Origin of the sequence: Acidimangrovimonas sediminis, assembly GCF_002871005.1 — a bacterium.
Classification (GTDB): domain Bacteria; phylum Pseudomonadota; class Alphaproteobacteria; order Rhodobacterales; family Rhodobacteraceae; genus Acidimangrovimonas; species Acidimangrovimonas sediminis.
In genome coordinates this window covers 261,595-276,263 of record NZ_PHSN01000005.1, presented here as the reverse complement: position 1 = coordinate 276,263, position 14,669 = coordinate 261,595, and the positions used below count along the sequence as shown (strand labels likewise).

The 14,669-nt window shown below is 67.7% G+C and carries 16 protein-coding genes; 7 read left to right on the top strand and 9 right to left on the bottom strand.

The genetic code is table 11. The features are described 5' to 3' along the window. Nucleotides 1–108: 108 nt before the first annotated feature. The 6 genes from fliF (at nt 109) to CVV76_RS05695 (ending at nt 6,005) form a co-directional block, all read left to right on the top strand. Nucleotides 109–1,836: a flagellar basal-body MS-ring/collar protein FliF gene (gene fliF, locus CVV76_RS05720; protein WP_102223795.1), complete on the top strand. Its 1,728-nt coding sequence runs from the start codon at nt 109–111 to the stop codon at nt 1,834–1,836. Then, nucleotides 1,833–2,519 carry a FliH/SctL family protein gene (locus tag CVV76_RS05715; protein WP_102223665.1) on the top strand — a complete coding sequence of 229 codons (687 nt, stop codon included), beginning with the start codon at nt 1,833–1,835 and terminating at the stop codon, nt 2,517–2,519. Before fliF ends, CVV76_RS05715 begins: the two co-directional genes overlap by 4 nt. 128 nt (nt 2,520–2,647) lie before the next feature. Beyond that, nucleotides 2,648–2,938 carry a flagellar motor switch protein FliN gene (gene fliN, locus CVV76_RS05710; protein ID WP_102223794.1) on the top strand — a complete coding sequence of 97 codons (291 nt, stop codon included), beginning with the start codon at nt 2,648–2,650 and terminating at the stop codon, nt 2,936–2,938. Between the two features lies 1 nt (nt 2,939). Continuing rightward, nucleotides 2,940–3,809, top strand: coding sequence for a flagellar type III secretion system pore protein FliP (fliP, locus tag CVV76_RS05705; RefSeq protein WP_233192730.1), 870 nt, complete (start codon nt 2,940–2,942; stop codon nt 3,807–3,809). Nucleotides 3,810–3,838: 29 nt separating this feature from the next. Further along, nucleotides 3,839–4,888, top strand: coding sequence for a flagellar motor switch protein FliG (locus tag CVV76_RS05700; RefSeq protein WP_102223792.1), 1,050 nt, complete (start codon nt 3,839–3,841; stop codon nt 4,886–4,888). Between the two features lie 13 nt (nt 4,889–4,901). Further along, complete coding sequence (locus tag CVV76_RS05695) at nt 4,902–6,005, top strand: hypothetical protein (RefSeq protein ID WP_102223664.1); 1,104 nt, start codon at nt 4,902–4,904, stop codon at nt 6,003–6,005. A gap of 96 nt (nt 6,006–6,101) precedes the next feature. Here CVV76_RS05695 and CVV76_RS05690 read toward each other — a convergent pair whose 3' ends face one another. The 7 genes from CVV76_RS05690 to CVV76_RS05660 all read right to left on the bottom strand — a co-directional run bounded on the left by CVV76_RS05690 (nt 6,102) and on the right by CVV76_RS05660 (nt 11,126). Further along, on the bottom strand, nt 6,102–6,941 hold the full coding sequence (locus tag CVV76_RS05690) for a DUF1217 domain-containing protein (protein ID WP_102223663.1): 840 nt from the start codon (nt 6,939–6,941) through the stop codon (nt 6,102–6,104). A 22-nt stretch (nt 6,942–6,963) separates the two neighbouring features. Beyond that, on the bottom strand, nt 6,964–7,509 hold the full coding sequence (locus CVV76_RS05685) for a flagellar biosynthesis repressor FlbT (RefSeq protein ID WP_102223662.1): 546 nt from the start codon (nt 7,507–7,509) through the stop codon (nt 6,964–6,966). 2 nt (nt 7,510–7,511) lie between these two features. After that, on the bottom strand, nt 7,512–7,952 hold the full coding sequence (gene flaF / locus CVV76_RS05680; RefSeq protein ID WP_102223661.1) for a flagellar biosynthesis regulator FlaF: 441 nt from the start codon (nt 7,950–7,952) through the stop codon (nt 7,512–7,514). A 139-nt stretch (nt 7,953–8,091) separates the two neighbouring features. Further along, nucleotides 8,092–8,925 carry a flagellin N-terminal helical domain-containing protein gene (locus tag CVV76_RS05675; RefSeq protein WP_102223660.1) on the bottom strand — a complete coding sequence of 278 codons (834 nt, stop codon included), beginning with the start codon at nt 8,923–8,925 and terminating at the stop codon, nt 8,092–8,094. A gap of 244 nt (nt 8,926–9,169) precedes the next feature. Next, on the bottom strand, nt 9,170–9,670 hold the full coding sequence (locus CVV76_RS05670; protein WP_102223659.1) for a hypothetical protein: 501 nt from the start codon (nt 9,668–9,670) through the stop codon (nt 9,170–9,172). After that, nucleotides 9,667–10,002, bottom strand: a complete 336-nt coding sequence (locus tag CVV76_RS05665) for a rod-binding protein (RefSeq protein ID WP_102223658.1) — start codon at nt 10,000–10,002, stop codon at nt 9,667–9,669. The genes CVV76_RS05670 and CVV76_RS05665 overlap by 4 nt, the downstream gene beginning before the upstream one ends. After that, nucleotides 10,002–11,126 carry a flagellar basal body P-ring protein FlgI gene (locus tag CVV76_RS05660; protein WP_102223657.1) on the bottom strand — a complete coding sequence of 375 codons (1,125 nt, stop codon included), beginning with the start codon at nt 11,124–11,126 and terminating at the stop codon, nt 10,002–10,004. The genes CVV76_RS05665 and CVV76_RS05660 overlap by 1 nt, the downstream gene beginning before the upstream one ends. A gap of 173 nt (nt 11,127–11,299) precedes the next feature. Here CVV76_RS05660 and CVV76_RS05655 point away from each other — a divergent pair, with 173 nt between their 5' ends. Further along, nucleotides 11,300–12,016: a response regulator transcription factor gene (locus CVV76_RS05655; RefSeq protein ID WP_102223656.1), complete on the top strand. Its 717-nt coding sequence runs from the start codon at nt 11,300–11,302 to the stop codon at nt 12,014–12,016. Between the two features lie 142 nt (nt 12,017–12,158). Here CVV76_RS05655 and CVV76_RS05650 read toward each other — a convergent pair whose 3' ends face one another. Together CVV76_RS05650 and flgK are read right to left on the bottom strand one after the other, a co-directional pair. Further along, a complete protein-coding gene (locus CVV76_RS05650; RefSeq protein ID WP_102223655.1) occupies nt 12,159–13,235 on the bottom strand; it encodes a flagellin N-terminal helical domain-containing protein in 1,077 nt (358 codons plus the stop codon). 10 nt (nt 13,236–13,245) lie between these two features. Then, entirely contained in the window at nt 13,246–14,667 is a 1,422-nt protein-coding gene (gene flgK, locus CVV76_RS05645) for a flagellar hook-associated protein FlgK (RefSeq protein ID WP_102223654.1), read from the bottom strand. Between the last annotated feature and the right edge of the window lie 2 nt (nt 14,668–14,669).

The window sequence follows — 14,669 nt, the reverse complement described above, 5'->3', positions numbered from 1 at the left end:
TCGCGCCGTAAATCAAGTATAAACTTAATCTTTACTTTCTAAACAAGAATAGATTAGCCTAAATCCATGCAGCCCGCGCCGGTGCCGGGCCCCGACGGAAGCGGCAACGTGAATCAGATCCTCGACAATCTCCGGTCCCTGGGCACACGACGGCTTGCGATGTTGGGCGGCGCGGGCCTCGGCATCGTCGCGGCGCTGGTCTTCGGCCTGTCGCTTCTGACCGCGCCCGATTACACCGTGCTCTATTCCCAGCTCTCGCCCGCCTCGGCGGCCTCGATGGTCGACGCCCTCGACAAGGCGGGGATCGAAAGCAAGGTGAGCACCGACGGCGCCAGCGTTTCCGTGCCGCGCCCCGATGTCGCCCGCGCGCGCATGGCGCTGGCCGAGAAGGGCCTGCCCTCGGACGGCGAACCGGGGTGGGAGCTGTTCGACAATTCCACCGGCCTCGGCATGAATTCCTTCATGCAGCATATCAACCGGCTGCGCGCGATGGAGGGGGAACTGTCGCGCTCCATCCAGACGCTGGATGGCATCCAGAGCGCGCGGGTGCACCTTGTCCTGCCCGAGCGCGAGGCCTTCTCGCGCAGCGCGCCGGACCCGTCGGCCTCGGTTATCGTGCGGGCGGCGGCGAACCACACGGTCAGCCGTCGGCAGGCGCTGGCGATCCGCAACCTGATCGCCACGGCGGTGGCGAACATGTCGCCCGGGCGGGTCACGGTGCTTTCGGCCCGCGGCGACACGATCCTGGCCGAGGACGGCACGGGCGAGGATGGCGTATCGCTCGACGGGTCGAAATCCGCGCTCGAAGACCGGATGGCGCGCAACATCGAACAGATCCTCTCGGCCCGGGTCGGCGCAGGGAATGCGCGGGTGCAGGTCTCCGTCAGCCTCGACCATTCGCGCAACGTGACGGTGAGCCAAAGCTACAACCCCGACCAGCAGGTGGTGCGCTCGACCTCGACCAGCCAGTCGAAGGCGCAGGACAGCAAGGCCGACGGGCAAGTCGGCGTCGGCGCCAACCTGCCCCCCGCCCTGCAGGGCCCGCAGGGGCAGCAACCGGCGAATTCGAACGCCTCGTCGAAGACCAACGAGCAAACCACCTACGAGATCGGCTCGACCCGGTCCCAGACCACGACCGAGGCGGGCGCGATCAAGCGGATCTCGGTCGCGGTGCTGGTGAACGGCATCTACGACGTCGGCAAGGACGGCGCCGTGACCTACAAGGAACGCCCGCCCGAAGAGGTCAAGCGCCTGCAAAGCCTTGTGGAATCGGCGATCGGCTATGACGCCAAGCGGGGCGATACGGTGTCGGTGGATAGTCTGAGGTTCATGGATTACTCGATGGACGTGGGCGAACCCGTGGGCCCCACACTGATGCAGCGGCTGTCGAACAACGCGGTGGCGATCCTGCGCTGGCTGGTGGGGCTGGCGGTGGTGGCGCTGGCGCTGATCTTCGGCGTGCGACCGATGCTGGCGCGGCTGGGCAAGGCCGAGGAGGCCGCGGCCGAGGAGGCGCCCGCCACGCTGGAACCGGGTGCGCCTCCCGCGCAATTGCCGGCTGCTCCGGCCCGGCCCGGCGGCCTGCCCGCCGCGCCCCGGCCCGAGCCCGTGCAACCCTCGGCGACGGTGGCTGCGGCCCGCACCCGGCCCGCGCCCGCACCGCCCGCACTGGATGCCTACGACCCCGAGGAAGACGAGTTCATGGGCGCCCTGACGATCCACGGCGGCAAGCTCAAGCGCCGCGTCGACGCGATCCGCCGCTTCGTCGACGACGACCCGAACGAGGCGATGAAGATCCTGCGCAGCTGGCTGGCAGAGGAGGCTCCGGCGAAATGACATCCGTGTTCCACCGCGATTTCGACGCCGAGATCGAGGCCGAGGCGCGCGAGGCCGCCCGCGTCCGCGCCGCGATCTACACCCCCGAAGATCTGTCGGCCGCCGCCGAGGCCGCGGCGAAGCTGGCGCATGAACGGGGGCTGGAGACCGGGCGCGCCGAAGGCGAGGCCGCCGCCATGGCCCGGATCGAGGCGCGGCGGGCCGACGCCTACGAGGCCCTCGCTCCCCGGATCGACCGGCTCCTGGCCGAGCGCCTGACCCACCGCGCCGCGCTCGAGGCGCAGCTGGTGGATTTCGTGCTCTCGGTCGCCGAGAAGGTGCTGCCTGATTTCGTCGCCCGCCGCTCGGCCGAGGCCGCGGCGGACGAGGTGCGCCGGCTGATGAAGCTCACGCTGGGCAGCCCGCGCCTGCGCGTCCGCCTTGCGCCCACGACCCGCGACCTGATGGAACCGGAGCTGAAGGCGATGACCGCCGAACGGCTGGGCACCCAGCAGGTCGAGGTGGTCGCCGACGCCTCGCTCGCCCCCGGTGCGGCGCATGTCGCCTGGGACGACGGCTATGCCGAATACAGCTATGCCGATGTCTGCGACGCGATCCTCGCCGCGCTGAAGCAGGCGACCGCCGACGCGACCGCCCCCGCAACGCCCGAACCCACCGACGCGTCGACCAGGAGGACAAGGTGATGTCCGACACCCCCGAGACAGCCCAGCAGACCGAAGCCGCAGCCCCGCTCGAGGTGCCGGCCGCCCCCCAACCCGGCACAGTGGCTGGAACAGTGGCCGACACTGTTCCCGGCACGGTGATCGAGTCGATGGTCGGCGCGCAGGCGGCCGAGGACGGCGGGCACAACATCAATGCCATGCTGAACGTGGGGCTGAATGTCCAGATCGTGCTGGGCCATGCCCGGATGCCGATCTCGCAGCTCCTGTCCTTGTCGCGCGGCTCGGTGATCGAGCTCGACAAGAAGATCGGCCAGCCAGTGGACGTGATGATCAACGACCGTCTCGTCGCGCGTGGCGATCTGGTGAAGGTGGGCGAGAACCGGATCGGCGTGACCCTGACCGAGATCGTCAAGGATTACGTCTCGAACCGCGCCGGCTGACATGCGCCCCGCCCGCCCCCTTCTTCTGCTTTCCCTTGCCCTGCCGCTTTCGCTGGCGGCCGGGGCCGCATGGGCACAGGCCGCGGCGGCGGGCCCGGACGGGAGTTTCGCCGCCGGCGCCGGGCAGCTTCTGAACGGGCTGTCGCAATCGCTGGGGGGCACGCAGGCGGACCCGGCCTCCACCGCCTCGCTTTCGGGGCGGATCCTTCAGCTCGTCGCGCTGATGACGGTGCTTTCCATCGCGCCGGGTCTTTTGGTCGTGATGACCTCCTTCACCCGCTTCGTCATCGTGTTTTCCATGCTGCGCTCGGCCCTCGGGCTGAACCAGACGCCACCGAACATGGTGCTGTCGGCGATGGCCCTCTTCATGACCTTCTTCGTCATGCAGCCGGTGTTCAACGATTCCTGGACGAGGGGCGTCCAGCCCCTGATGCAGAACCGGATCACCGAGGAACAGGCATTTCCCCTGATCGGCGCGCCGTTCAAGGCCTTCATGTTCGTCAACACCCGGCCCAAGGACATCGCGCTGTTCGAGGACCTGACCCGTCCGCAGCCCGCCGGCAGCGCAGAGGCCCAGCCCGCCCCGCCTCCACCCGCGACGCCGGATCAGGCCAGCTGGCGTGTCCTCGTGCCCGCCTTCATGATCTCGGAATTGCGCCGCGCCTTCACCATCGGCTTCCTGATCTATCTGCCCTTCATCGCGATCGACCTGATCGTCGCCTCGGTGCTGATGAGCGCGGGCATGATGATGCTGCCGCCGGTCATGATTTCGCTACCCTTCAAGGTGATCTTCTTCGTGCTGATCGACGGCTGGTACATGCTGGCGGGCAGCCTGATGCATTCCTACCTCGCCTATTCCGGCGGGGGCTGACAGACCCCGAAAAGAGACCGGTGAACGAGATGAAGATGAACGCCGTCGCCACGCTGAACCGCGCCGACACCGGCCGCCCGCGCAAGCTTTCGGGCGCCGAGAAGGCCGCGATCCTGTTCCTCTGCCTCGGGGAGGAGCACGGCTCGGAACTGATGAAGCGGCTTGACGAGTTCGACATCCACGCGATCACCCGCGCCATTTCCGGCCTTGGCACCATCCCGCAGGGCCAGGTCGAGGAGGTGATCAACGAATTCCTCTCCTCGGCCTCCTCCGGCTCCACCGTGGTCGGCTCCATGGACATGGCCGAACAGATGCTGCGGTCGTTCCTGCCCGAGGGCCGGGTGGGCGAGATCATGGGGGAAATCCAGGGCCCGCTCATGGGCCGCTCGATCTGGGAGCATTTCTCGGCGCTCGATCCGCAGGTGATCGCGGGCTACATCAAGGGCGAACATGACCAGACCGTCGCCGCGATCCTGACCAAGGTGAAACCCGACACCGCCGCCAAGGTGCTGCCGCTGCTGGGCCAGGACCGGATGGTCGAGGTGACGGAGCGGATGATCGCGATCGACCAGGTGCCGCGCCACGCGATGGCCCAGATCGAGGAGACGCTGAGCCAAGAATTCCTCGTCTCCGCCACCCGCAGCACCGTGACCTCCAGCCAACAGCGCATGGCGGACCTGTTCAACAAGCTCGACGCCACCCTGTTCGAGGAGCTGAGCCACGAGCTCGACCGTCGCCAGCCCGAGGCGTTCGGCGCGATCAAGGCAAAGATGTTCACCTTCGAGGATCTCATGCGGCTCGACCCCGGCAGTCTGGCGAAAGTGATGCGCACGGTCGATGGCCAGACCCTGCCGCTGGCGCTGCGCGGCGCCAAGAAGGAGGTGCGCGACTACTTCCTTGCCGCCCTGCCGCAACGCTCTCGCGACATGCTGATCGAGGAGATGAATGCCATGGGCCCGGTGCGTGCGCGCGACGTTCAGGCGGCTCAGGCCCAGCTCATCGACGGCGCGCTTGGGCTGGCCTCGGAAGAGGCGATCCGCCTGCCGGTGGACGACGAGGAGGATCAGCTGATCGAATGACGGGCGGCGCGACATGAGCCTGGGCGGACCCACGGGCACCGGCGGCGGCGGCGCCCTGCCGCCATTGCCCGGGGCGGGCGCGGCGGCGCTCCGGCAACTGGCGCAGGCGGGCTGGGTCGAGGGGCGGATCTCGCAGCTTCTCCCGGGCGGCGGGGCGCGGATCGCCACCGTGCTGGGCCTGATCGTGGCGCCCGAAGCCGGCGCCGGGCTGATGCCGGGCGACCGGGTGCGCCTGCGGATGAACCCCCAGACCGGGCAGGTCGAGGCCGAAGCACTGCGCCCCGGCACCGCGGCGCCCGCGGGCGGATCCGGTTTCGGCCAGCCCGGCACCGCCGCTCCGGCCCCGATTGCGGGGGCTCAAACTGCAGGAGCTCAAAGCGCTGGGAGCCCGAGTGCGGCAAGCTCGACTCCATTGCCCCCGACACCGATGGCCGCCCTGCTGCTCGCCGCCAGCGAGGAGGCACAGGGCCCACATCTGAATTCCGTGGCCTTCGCCGGCCTCGCGCCGGTTCCGGGCGGTGCGGCAGGGGCCCTCGGGGCGGCGCTGCCTCCGCCCGGCTCACCTCTCTACGGGCTCATTGCCGCGCTCTTTCCACCCGACCAGCGCGCGCGCCGGGAGACCGGGCGGACACGACGCGACGCCGCCCCGGCCTGGTGGGAGGCATTCGCGGAGGATGCCGAGGCCGCGCCCCCTCCCGCCGCACCCGATCCTCCGGAGCCGGCCCGCCGCGACCCGCTCGACGTGGTCGAATGGGCGCCGGTCGAGACGTCTGAAGAGAGCGATTCTTCAGCCGCCGGTCAGGCCGCCGATACCGCACCCGGCACCACGGAAGATGTGCCATCGGCGCTGCCCGCCGTGACCGAAGACTGCCCGCCGAAGGAAGGCGGCGCCGATCAGGTCGCCCGGCTGAGCGGGCGGTTGCCGGATGGGGGAAAGCTGCGGCTGGATGCGCGGCGCGCGCATGGGGTGATCACCTTGCTGGTCACCTCCGACGCCCCGCTCTCCCCCGGGATCGCCCGGCTGATCCGGGCCCAGGCGGAGGCGCTGGCAAGGACCTGGGGCGCGCGCCTTGCCTGCAGCTTCCGCACGGTGAGCCCCGGGAGCGCCGACGCCTGACGGCACCCCGAAAAAGACCGCGCCCGCCCCCGAGGGGAGGACGGGCGCGAACCGGGCCACTGGCAGATGGCCACGGGACGGGCGGGGCAGAGGGCCCTACCCGTATATCCTGCTCGCTGAAAATGCGCTCATGTCGATCGACGTGATGTCGAGTGTCGCAGGGACGTAGCTGCCCGACGAGCCGTTCACAACCCCCGTCATGAGGGTCACCGCCGCATTGTTGGCCAGCGTGGTCGAACTGTCCTGTGCATCGGAAATGATGACGTATTTCTGCACCAGTTTCTCGACTTCGGCAGGGTCTTGCAGCTTCGTGATATCGTACTTCTTCTCGAACAGCGCGACCTGGCTGTCGAGGTCCTGGTTCACCACGCCGTCGGGGATGTTCAGCACGGTACGCATGAACTTTCCCATGTCCGCATCCTTCAGGATGTCGTACCACGACGAGACTTCCGGCGCCTTCTGGCGGAATTCCAGCGCCGCGCCGACGGTGGCATTCTGGTCCGCCTCGTCGTTGATGTAGCTCTGATCGACGAATCGCTGGACGATCTGGTCCTGCCAGTCGCTGTTTGAGAAGGTGGTGTTCGCCGTGCCGCCATCGGTAAAGCCCAGCGACTTGTAGAGCTCGGTGAAGCGCGGGTCGGTCATCTGGTTCACCAGCGCGCCGGATTGCGAGCTGTCGCTTTCAAGGATCTTCTGCACCATCGCCTTGCCGAACATCTGATCCTTCAGGTCGAAGGCCTGCATGACGAAGCTGTAGACATCGTAGTTCGAGACGAAATCCTTGGCCGAGGTGATCGACGAGGCCGCGTCCTTGAACTTCTCGATCGCCTTGGCGGTCGAGGGCGTGCTCCGGATCAGCGTCTTTTCGGTGCTTTCGGTGGAATCGAGCAACTTGAGCGCAAGCAGGCTGCTCATCCCCGTAATCGAGAGGGTCATGGCGCGCGCCCCTCCTCGCGGCCTATTCCGCCGCGCGCGGCGCGGGGGTGAAGGCGGAGGTGAAGGCGGGGGCGTCGGTGGGGGAATCGCCCTCCGCAACAGCGGGGACGGAAGCCGCGGCCTCGATCGCCGCGGCCGCGTCTTCGGCGGCAACGCGCGCGCCCAGCCTCTGCTGATCGGCCATGTAGTCAAGCACCTCGCGCTCGTGCTTGAGCAGCGGGCGCAGCGCGGCCATCGCCTTGTAGAAATCGCGCACCGCGACATGGTTGGCGGCCTCGAACACGCCATCGGCCAGCCGGACGGTGTAGATCATCGCGATATCCACCAGCTTTTCCTGGATCGCCGGGATCAGGCGGTCGCGCAGGTCAGGCTGGATCAGCGCGGTCTGGATCAGGAAATAGGCCTGCCTGACCGGCGTCGCCTCGGTCGTCTCCTCCAGCAGGTCCTCGCCGCGCACGACATCGGCGCGGTTCTCGATGATCAGCACGTGGCGGCGGTCGGTGTTGCGGATGACGCAACCGTTGACCACCATCCTCTCGTTCGCCTTGAGCGTGATCTTCAGCGCCATCGTCAGACCCCCTCGGCCAGACGCGGTGCGGCGGCCGCGGCAGTGGGCGCGGGCTGCGCCCCCTGCCCCGAGAGCCCGCGGATGATGTTGTTGTTGACCTCGACAAGGGCCGCGACCCCCGCCTTGCCGCGCAGCACCTGCTGCGAGTGCCGCTCGACCCACAGCCCGATCGAGATCAGCCCCGCGCGCAGCGGAGCGGGCAGCGCGTTCGCGGGATCGGACAGGTCGGCCAGGAAATTCTGCCAAAGCCGCTGGTTCTCCCACACGGCATCACCCAGCCCGTCGGCCAGCACGGCAAGGCGGAGGTTGGCATCGCCGGTGGCGTCAAAGCGCGGCTGGAAATGTTCGAGGGCGCCGGTGACCCGCGACATCAGGCGGCGTTCGATCTGGCGCGGGGTTTCGGTATCGGCGACGGTACGCTGGTAGGCGGCGGCGTAGCTCATTCAGGATGCTCCGGGATCTGCGACGGGATACGTGGACTTCTGTCGGCACGATCCGGGCGGGGGGCCGGCCGGGTCCGTTCTGGGCCCGGTGGGACGGGGCCCGAAGGCCCCGCCCCGTCCGTTTCCCGTCCGGGTCGCGTCAGCGGAACAGCGACAGGATGTTCTGCGGCTGCTGGTTGGCAATCGACAGCGATTGCGTCGCCAGCTGCTGCTGCACCTGGTAGGATTGCAGCTTGGCCGCTTCCTCTTCCATGTTGGCGTCGACCATGTCGCCCACGCCGGTGTCGAGCTTGTCCGTGAGGTTCGACAGGAAGTCCTGCTGCGTCGACAGCGACGTTTCCGCAACGCCCATCGTGGTCGCCGCGTTGATCGCAGCCGTCAGCTGGCTCTGCGCCGTCGCAAGGCCGGCCGCCAGCACCGAAGAGGTGGCGGTCGACGTCGCGATGTTGATCTGGCCCAGCGCCGAGGCAATGGCCGACAGGTCGACCTTGTTGAAGGACATGGTCGTGGTCGAGAACGTGCCGCTCGACCGCGAGATCCCCGTCACGACGGTCACCGCCGAGGTCCCGTTCACCAGGTTGTTGCCGTTGAACGTCGCCTGGCTGATGGTGGTCTTCATCTGCGAGACGAGGCTGTCGAGCGTGTCCTGGATCTTGGATTTGTCCACCGCGGTACCTTGCGCAAACGACATCTGCTCAACGAATTGCTGGGCAAGATCGTTAACGGTCGACGCTCCGAGCGACGCCGTCGAGACCGAGTTGGCGGTCATCGTCAGCGACTCGTTGATCGACTTGTACATCCCGCTGTCGCCCTTCATCTGCTGCGAGATGGAGAAGTACGAGGCGTTGTCCTTGGCCGACTGGATCTTGAGACCGGTCGAGATGCGATCCTGGGTCTGGTTCAGGCCCTGGTTGACCTGCTTCAGGGTCTGAAGCGCGGTCATCGCGGAAGTGTTGGTCAGAATCGAAGACATCTTCTGCTCTCCGTTTGATTTCTTGAACGCATACTCCCGCCTTCTGTCGGGAACCGGCTTTTGCCATGCAGAACAACGTTGCTCCGATGATTAAGCCGGGATTAACGTTCGCGTGTCGAACGGGTCACAGTTCCCTCGGCAAGCCCCCGGGAACGTGTCGAGACAGGGGCCTTGGCTCCGCGCACGGGCCTGATCACGGCGTGTTGGCGGTCACAGAATCTTGCCGATTACTGCGTCTTGTCGATTACAGCGTCTTGTCGATGCCGGCGGCCGGGCGCGCCGGATCGCCGCGGCGTTCCCCGCGCTTGCCGTAAAGGCCGTTGAGACTGTGGCGATCGCGGATCTTGTCGATCTCGCGCACGATCTGGCTGGTCGCCTCGGACATCCGTGCAAGCAGCGCGCCGTCCTGCCCCACCGCCTGCTTGAGCGCGACAAGCCGCGCGCGCAGCCCCGGGTCGGTCTCGATCCGGGCGCGCAGGAAGGGCTCTACCACCGGCATCAGCACCTCGATCCGCTTCAGAAGCGCGGCCTTCTCGGGATAGAGCGCCGTCACCTCCTCGATCCGTCCGGCCTCGATCGCCGCGATCTCGGTGGAAAGGACGGCGGTCACCGCCTCCATGTCCTCCTCGAACCGGGCGAGGTTCGCCGCATCCTCATCGGTCATCAGCGCGTCGGGGCCGGCCTCCCCGCCCCCCGCGCGGCGGGCGGCGATGCGGCGCGACAGGCGCCCCGGTACGGGCGTCATGCCCCACCCTCCGCCGTCGCGCCCTTCCGGGCCGCGTCATAGGCCTGCATCGCGCCGTTCACGCTTTGCGCGATGCCGGTGGTGCCCGTGTCGGCAATCTGGTCAGCGATCGCCTTCGACAGGAAGGAGCGCCAGATCTCCTGCGCATGCCCGCCGTCCATGTTGCCAAGCTTCACCGTCTTCATCATCTGCTCCACCATCTGGGTCAGGAACACGCTTTCGAAATCCCGCGCCGCCGAAACCGCCTTCGCATCAGCTTTGGCATCGGCCGCCCCGCCCACCTGAGCGGCGGCAGCCCGGGGGCCCACCGGGCCCGGTGACATCCCCGCCATCAGATCACCTCCAGCTCCGCATGCAGCGCCCCGGCCGCCTTGATCGCCTGCAAAATGGAAATCGTCTGCCGCGCCGTCACCCCGATGGCGTTGAGCCCGTCGACAAGGTCCTGAAGGCTGACATCGCCGTCCAGCACGGTGAACTTGGTGTCCTTCTCCTCGACCTTCAGGCTGGTCTCGGGCACCACCACGGTGTTGCCGATCGACAGCGGTTCCGGCTGGCTGACCTTGTAATGTTCCTTCACCTTCACGGTGAGCCCCCCTTCCGAGATCGCCACCCGGTCGATCCTGACATTCTCGCCGATGACGATGGTTCCGGTCTTCTCGTCGATCACCACCTTGGCGGGACTGTCCGACTTGACCTTGAGGTTCTCGATCGCGGCAAGCATGCCGGGCACGTCCTCCTTGCCGCGACGCAGGACCTCGACCGTGCCGCTGTCCAGAACCCGCGCCGTGCCGCCGCCCAACTTGTCGTCGATCACGTCGCGCACCCGCTCGGCTGTGGTGAAATCGGGCGTGCGCAGCGCAAGCCGCACCGAATTCAGCGACGAGAGCGCGAATTTCACCTCGCGCTCCACGATCGCCCCGTTCGGCACGCGCGCGACGGTGGGCACCCCCTCGGTCACGCTGGCCGCATTGCCCTGCGCCTTGTAGCCCGCAACCGCGACAGGCCCCTGCCCGACCGCATAGATCTCGCCGTCCGCACCGGTCAGCGGCGTCACGATCAGCGTGCCCCCGCGCAGGCTGGTGGCATCGCCCAGCGACGACACGGTGACGTCGATGGTCGACCCCCGGCGCGAGAACGCCGGCAGCTTGGCCGTCACCATCACCGCCGCGGTGTTGCGCGTCTTCAGATCGTCCTGGCTGAGGTTGCCGACGCCTAGCCGCTCCAGCATCCCCTCGATCGACTTGCGGGTGAAGGGAGAGTTGCGCAGCGTGTCACCGGTCCCGTCGAGGCCGACCACGAGGCCATAGCCCACCAGCTGGTTCTCCCGCACCCCCTCGAACTGCGCGATATCCTTGATCCGCACATCGGCCCCCGCCGTTCCCGGGACCATGAGCGCAAGGCCCAGCGTAAGCGCCACCAGGGCACGACGCGGCAGGGCGGCGGAACTGGGCGCCATGGCAAGCCTCCGGCATGGGGGCCGTCCGCAAGAAACGGACAGCGGTTCAAGCAAGTATTACTAATATCTATTCTTTGTGTCCATCATGTATTGGCGTTTTATCATTGACCACTGTTCTTGCCTTTCATAAGGTCTCTCTCAACCGTTGCAGGCAGCAGGGAGGCCCGCGAGACATGTATGTCTATGTCTACGAGGCCCGCGAGGGCCGCCGCGGCGCGCTCATGGAAGAGCTTCGCGCCGCCCGGCTTCAGCCGATCCCGGTGGAGGAACGATTCTTCACCTCGGACCTGACCCAGCTCAACCGCAAGGGCGCCGACACCCGGGCGATCCTGATCGGCTCCGAAGGGCGCGGCATCGACTTCCTGCGCGCGATCCGGGCCCAGGGCTGCCGCAACCCGGTGATCCTCCTGCGCGATTTCAAGAACGCGCGCGACGCGGCGCAGGTGCTCGATGCAGGCGCGGACGACGTGATGATCGCGCCGATCAAGGGGGTCGAGGTGGTCAGCCGGATCAATGCCATCAACCGCCGCGCCCATGGCCACAGCGCCGAGAGCGTGACCGTGGGCGAGGTGCGCGCCTTCTTCGACGGCCGCGACCCCGAGGTCTCGGGCGAACGGGTGAAACTCTCGCGGCGCGAGCACGCCATCTTCCAGCACCTCGTGCTCAGCGCGAACCGCGTGGTCAGCCGCGCGGCGATCTACGACGCGGTCTACGGCATGGACGACGACCAGCCCTTCGACAAGGTGATCGACGTCTACATCTGCAAACTGCGCAAGAAGATCTCGACCGCCGCTGCAAGCGGCCACCAGTATATCGAGACGGTCTATGGCCGCGGCTACAAGTTCAGCGCCGCCGAGGTGAAGGCGCCCGAACCCATCGCGGCGGAATAAGCCCGGCCGGTCGCAGGCGGGGGGCCTTCTGCCCCCCTGCCCCCCCGAGGATATTTTCGCTCAGAAGAAGAGCGCGCGCCCTCGTTTCTTCTGAGGTGAAATATCCCCGCCGGAGGCTCCGGCGCAGCCGGACACCTGCGCGTCAGAGGTAGTCGAGGATCGAGAGCTTGCCGATCGTGGCGGTGGCGGCATAGGTCGCCTGCAGCTGGGTCTGGAGCGCGGTCAGGCGGCTTGCGGCCTCGTAGGGATCGACCGCTTCGAAGCTGGCGATGCGGCTGGTGTAGACGGTCTTGAGATCGCCCTGCCGGGTCGCCGTGTCGGACACCAGCGCCTGCTGGCTGCCCAGTGTCGCCTGAGCCGAGGTGACGCCGTCGACACCGTCGGAAAGCGCCGAGACCGCGGATTGCATCCAGCTCTGGTAGGCGCCGGTGTCGGTGATCTTTGACGGATCGGTCGCGGCGAGCATGGTCAGCCCCTTGAACAGGCTGCGGATCGCCGGGTCGTTTGCCTGCACCCCGTAGCTGATGGTCTTGGTCTCGGAGATCTGGCCGGTGACGCGGGCGCCGGGGGTGCCGCTCGCGTCCGTGGCGGGGGTGCCATTGTAGAACGTGGCCTCGAAATCCTGCCCGGTTCCGGTGGCGGAGCCGAAGATGGCGTCGAGCTGTTGCGCCATCACCGCGGCCGAGGCCGCGTCGGTCGGGCCCGCCCCCACGATGCCTGTGACCACGTCGTCGGGCGAGAACCCGGTTGCGGGGTTCGCCGTCTCCTGCGCCTGCAGCGGGGCCTGATCGCTGGCGGTCCCCGAGAACAGGTAGCTGCCGGCGTAGGTCGCGTTCAGGGCGGTGGTGACCTGGTCGAGCGCCGCCTGCGCCGCCTGTTGCAGCGTCGCCGAGTCGGCGCCCGGCTGGGTGAGGTTCGCCACCGCCTGGGCAAGCACCGATTGCGCGCTGTCGTGCACCGTGGTCAGCGATGTCGCCATCACGTCCATCCTGTTGCCCAGAAGCGCGTTCGAGGTGACGAAGCCTTCGGTCCGCGCCATCTGCGCCCGAAGCGCCAGCGGGATCGCCGCGGTCTGGCCGAGGTCGGCGTAGACATCGGCCTTGAGGCCGGTCGAGACCTCCTCTTGCGCCTGTTGCAGGGCGGCCGAGGTGCGGGCCACGTTGGCGCGGCCCAGGAGGCTGGCCGACAGCGTCGAGAGGGGCGCGAGGATGCTGGTCATCTGTCTCTCCTCAGACCGCCTGGATGAGGTCGTCCATCATCTGGGCGATCGCGCTCATCATCTTGGAATTGGCGGCGTAGCTGTGCTGGATCACGATCAGCTTCTGCATCTCATCGTCGATGTTCACGCCCTGGATGCTCTGGCGCGAGGCGTCGATGGTCTGGGCCGAGGTGGCGAGCGCGGTATAGGTCGCCTGCGCCTGCGTGCCCTGGGCCTGCTGGTAGCTGACCATGTTCGCGGCGTAATCCCCAAGCGTCATCCCGGCGGCTAGGGCGGTGGCCGGAGTCACCGCGACGGATTGCGAGAACACGCCCTGGAACGCCTGTACCTGCGTCGCGTCCGAGGCGGCGCCGGCACTCGTGGCCCCCACCCCGTCGCGGATCCGGCTGAGCGTGCCGCCCTGCGACGGATCGACCGCCGCGTTGACCGAGATCCGCCCCGCCAGCCCCGGAAGACTGGCCGGGTCGTAGGCCGCGCCCGCATCGGTGAAAAGCCCTGCCTGCCCTGACGAAAGCGAGGTATCCGCGCCCTGGAACCCGTTCACCAGCGCGGCCGCCATGGTGTCGAGCTGGCTTTGGAAGGTCGGGAAAGTGTCGTCCTTGAGCGTGAAGAGCCCGGCCAGGCTGCCCGCGTCGAAGCCGCGCACGCCGCTGGCGCCCGGGGTGATCTCGGCCGTACCGGCATAAAGCTTTCCGCCGGACTGGTCGTAGCGCAGGTCATTCACGCTCGACCCGTCGACGAGCTGGGTACCGCCCGCGGTGTAAAGGCTGACCCGGCCCGAGGAATCGGTGCGCACCTGCACGTTCATGATGGCCGAGATCGCCTCGACCTGCCGGCCCATCGCATCCTGCATCTCGGCGCTGTCCATGCTGCCCGAGGTCGTCGCCGTGAGCTGCTTGTTCAAGTCGGCGATCTTCAGAAGCGCGGTGTTCAGGTCCGAGACGTTGTACTTGATCTCGGTCTCGACCTCGCCCTTCACCTGCGCCAGCGCGTCCGAGGTGTCGTTCAGCGATTGCGCCATGGCACTGGCCGCATCCAGCACGCCCTGCTGCGCCGATGCGTCGCCCGGGTCGTTCACCAGCATGTCGAAGCTGGTCTGAAGCGCCGTCAGCTTCGCCACCGGCGAGGCGTCGTCGTCCGGCTGGCCGAGGATCGCGGTATAGGCCTGCACCCCCTCGTAGATCTGCTGCTGGGTCGACATCTTGGCCGTCTCGGTCCGGTAGATCCGGTCGAGAGAGCTGTCGACCTCGCGCTGGATCTCGGTCGTCACCGCGCCGCCCGAGGAGGGCGACAGCGAGGTGAAGGAGACGTCCTTGCGTACATAGCCCGCGGTATTCGCGTTGGCGATGTTGCGCGAGGTGGCGTCGGACCAGACCGATGTCGCGTCGAGGCCGCTGCGGCTGACCAGAAGGGCGGAGTTCAGGCTGCTCATTC

Bases quoted from the DNA above. Each gene is read 5' to 3' on its own strand.
- CVV76_RS05670 (WP_102223659.1), bottom strand. From the start codon at position 9,670: ATGACGCCCGTACCGGGGCGCCTGTCGCGCCGCATCGCCGCCCGCCGC.
- CVV76_RS05655 (WP_102223656.1), top strand. From the start codon at position 11,300: ATGTATGTCTATGTCTACGAGGCCCGCGAGGGCCGCCGCGGCGCGCTC.
- CVV76_RS05675 (WP_102223660.1), bottom strand. From the start codon at position 8,925: ATGTCTTCGATTCTGACCAACACTTCCGCGATGACCGCGCTTCAGACC.
- CVV76_RS05650 (WP_102223655.1), bottom strand. From the start codon at position 13,235: ATGACCAGCATCCTCGCGCCCCTCTCGACGCTGTCGGCCAGCCTCCTG.
- flaF (WP_102223661.1), bottom strand. From the start codon at position 7,952: ATGAGCTACGCCGCCGCCTACCAGCGTACCGTCGCCGATACCGAAACC.
- CVV76_RS05685 (WP_102223662.1), bottom strand. From the start codon at position 7,509: ATGGCGCTGAAGATCACGCTCAAGGCGAACGAGAGGATGGTGGTCAAC.
- CVV76_RS05695 (WP_102223664.1), top strand. From the start codon at position 4,902: ATGAGCCTGGGCGGACCCACGGGCACCGGCGGCGGCGGCGCCCTGCCG.
- fliP (WP_233192730.1), top strand. From the start codon at position 2,940: ATGCGCCCCGCCCGCCCCCTTCTTCTGCTTTCCCTTGCCCTGCCGCTT.
- fliN (WP_102223794.1), top strand. From the start codon at position 2,648: ATGGTCGGCGCGCAGGCGGCCGAGGACGGCGGGCACAACATCAATGCC.
- CVV76_RS05665 (WP_102223658.1), bottom strand. From the start codon at position 10,002: ATGGCGGGGATGTCACCGGGCCCGGTGGGCCCCCGGGCTGCCGCCGCT.
- CVV76_RS05690 (WP_102223663.1), bottom strand. From the start codon at position 6,941: ATGACCCTCTCGATTACGGGGATGAGCAGCCTGCTTGCGCTCAAGTTG.
- CVV76_RS05660 (WP_102223657.1), bottom strand. From the start codon at position 11,126: ATGGCGCCCAGTTCCGCCGCCCTGCCGCGTCGTGCCCTGGTGGCGCTT.
- CVV76_RS05715 (WP_102223665.1), top strand. From the start codon at position 1,833: ATGACATCCGTGTTCCACCGCGATTTCGACGCCGAGATCGAGGCCGAG.
- flgK (WP_102223654.1), bottom strand. From the start codon at position 14,667: ATGAGCAGCCTGAACTCCGCCCTTCTGGTCAGCCGCAGCGGCCTCGAC.
- CVV76_RS05700 (WP_102223792.1), top strand. From the start codon at position 3,839: ATGAAGATGAACGCCGTCGCCACGCTGAACCGCGCCGACACCGGCCGC.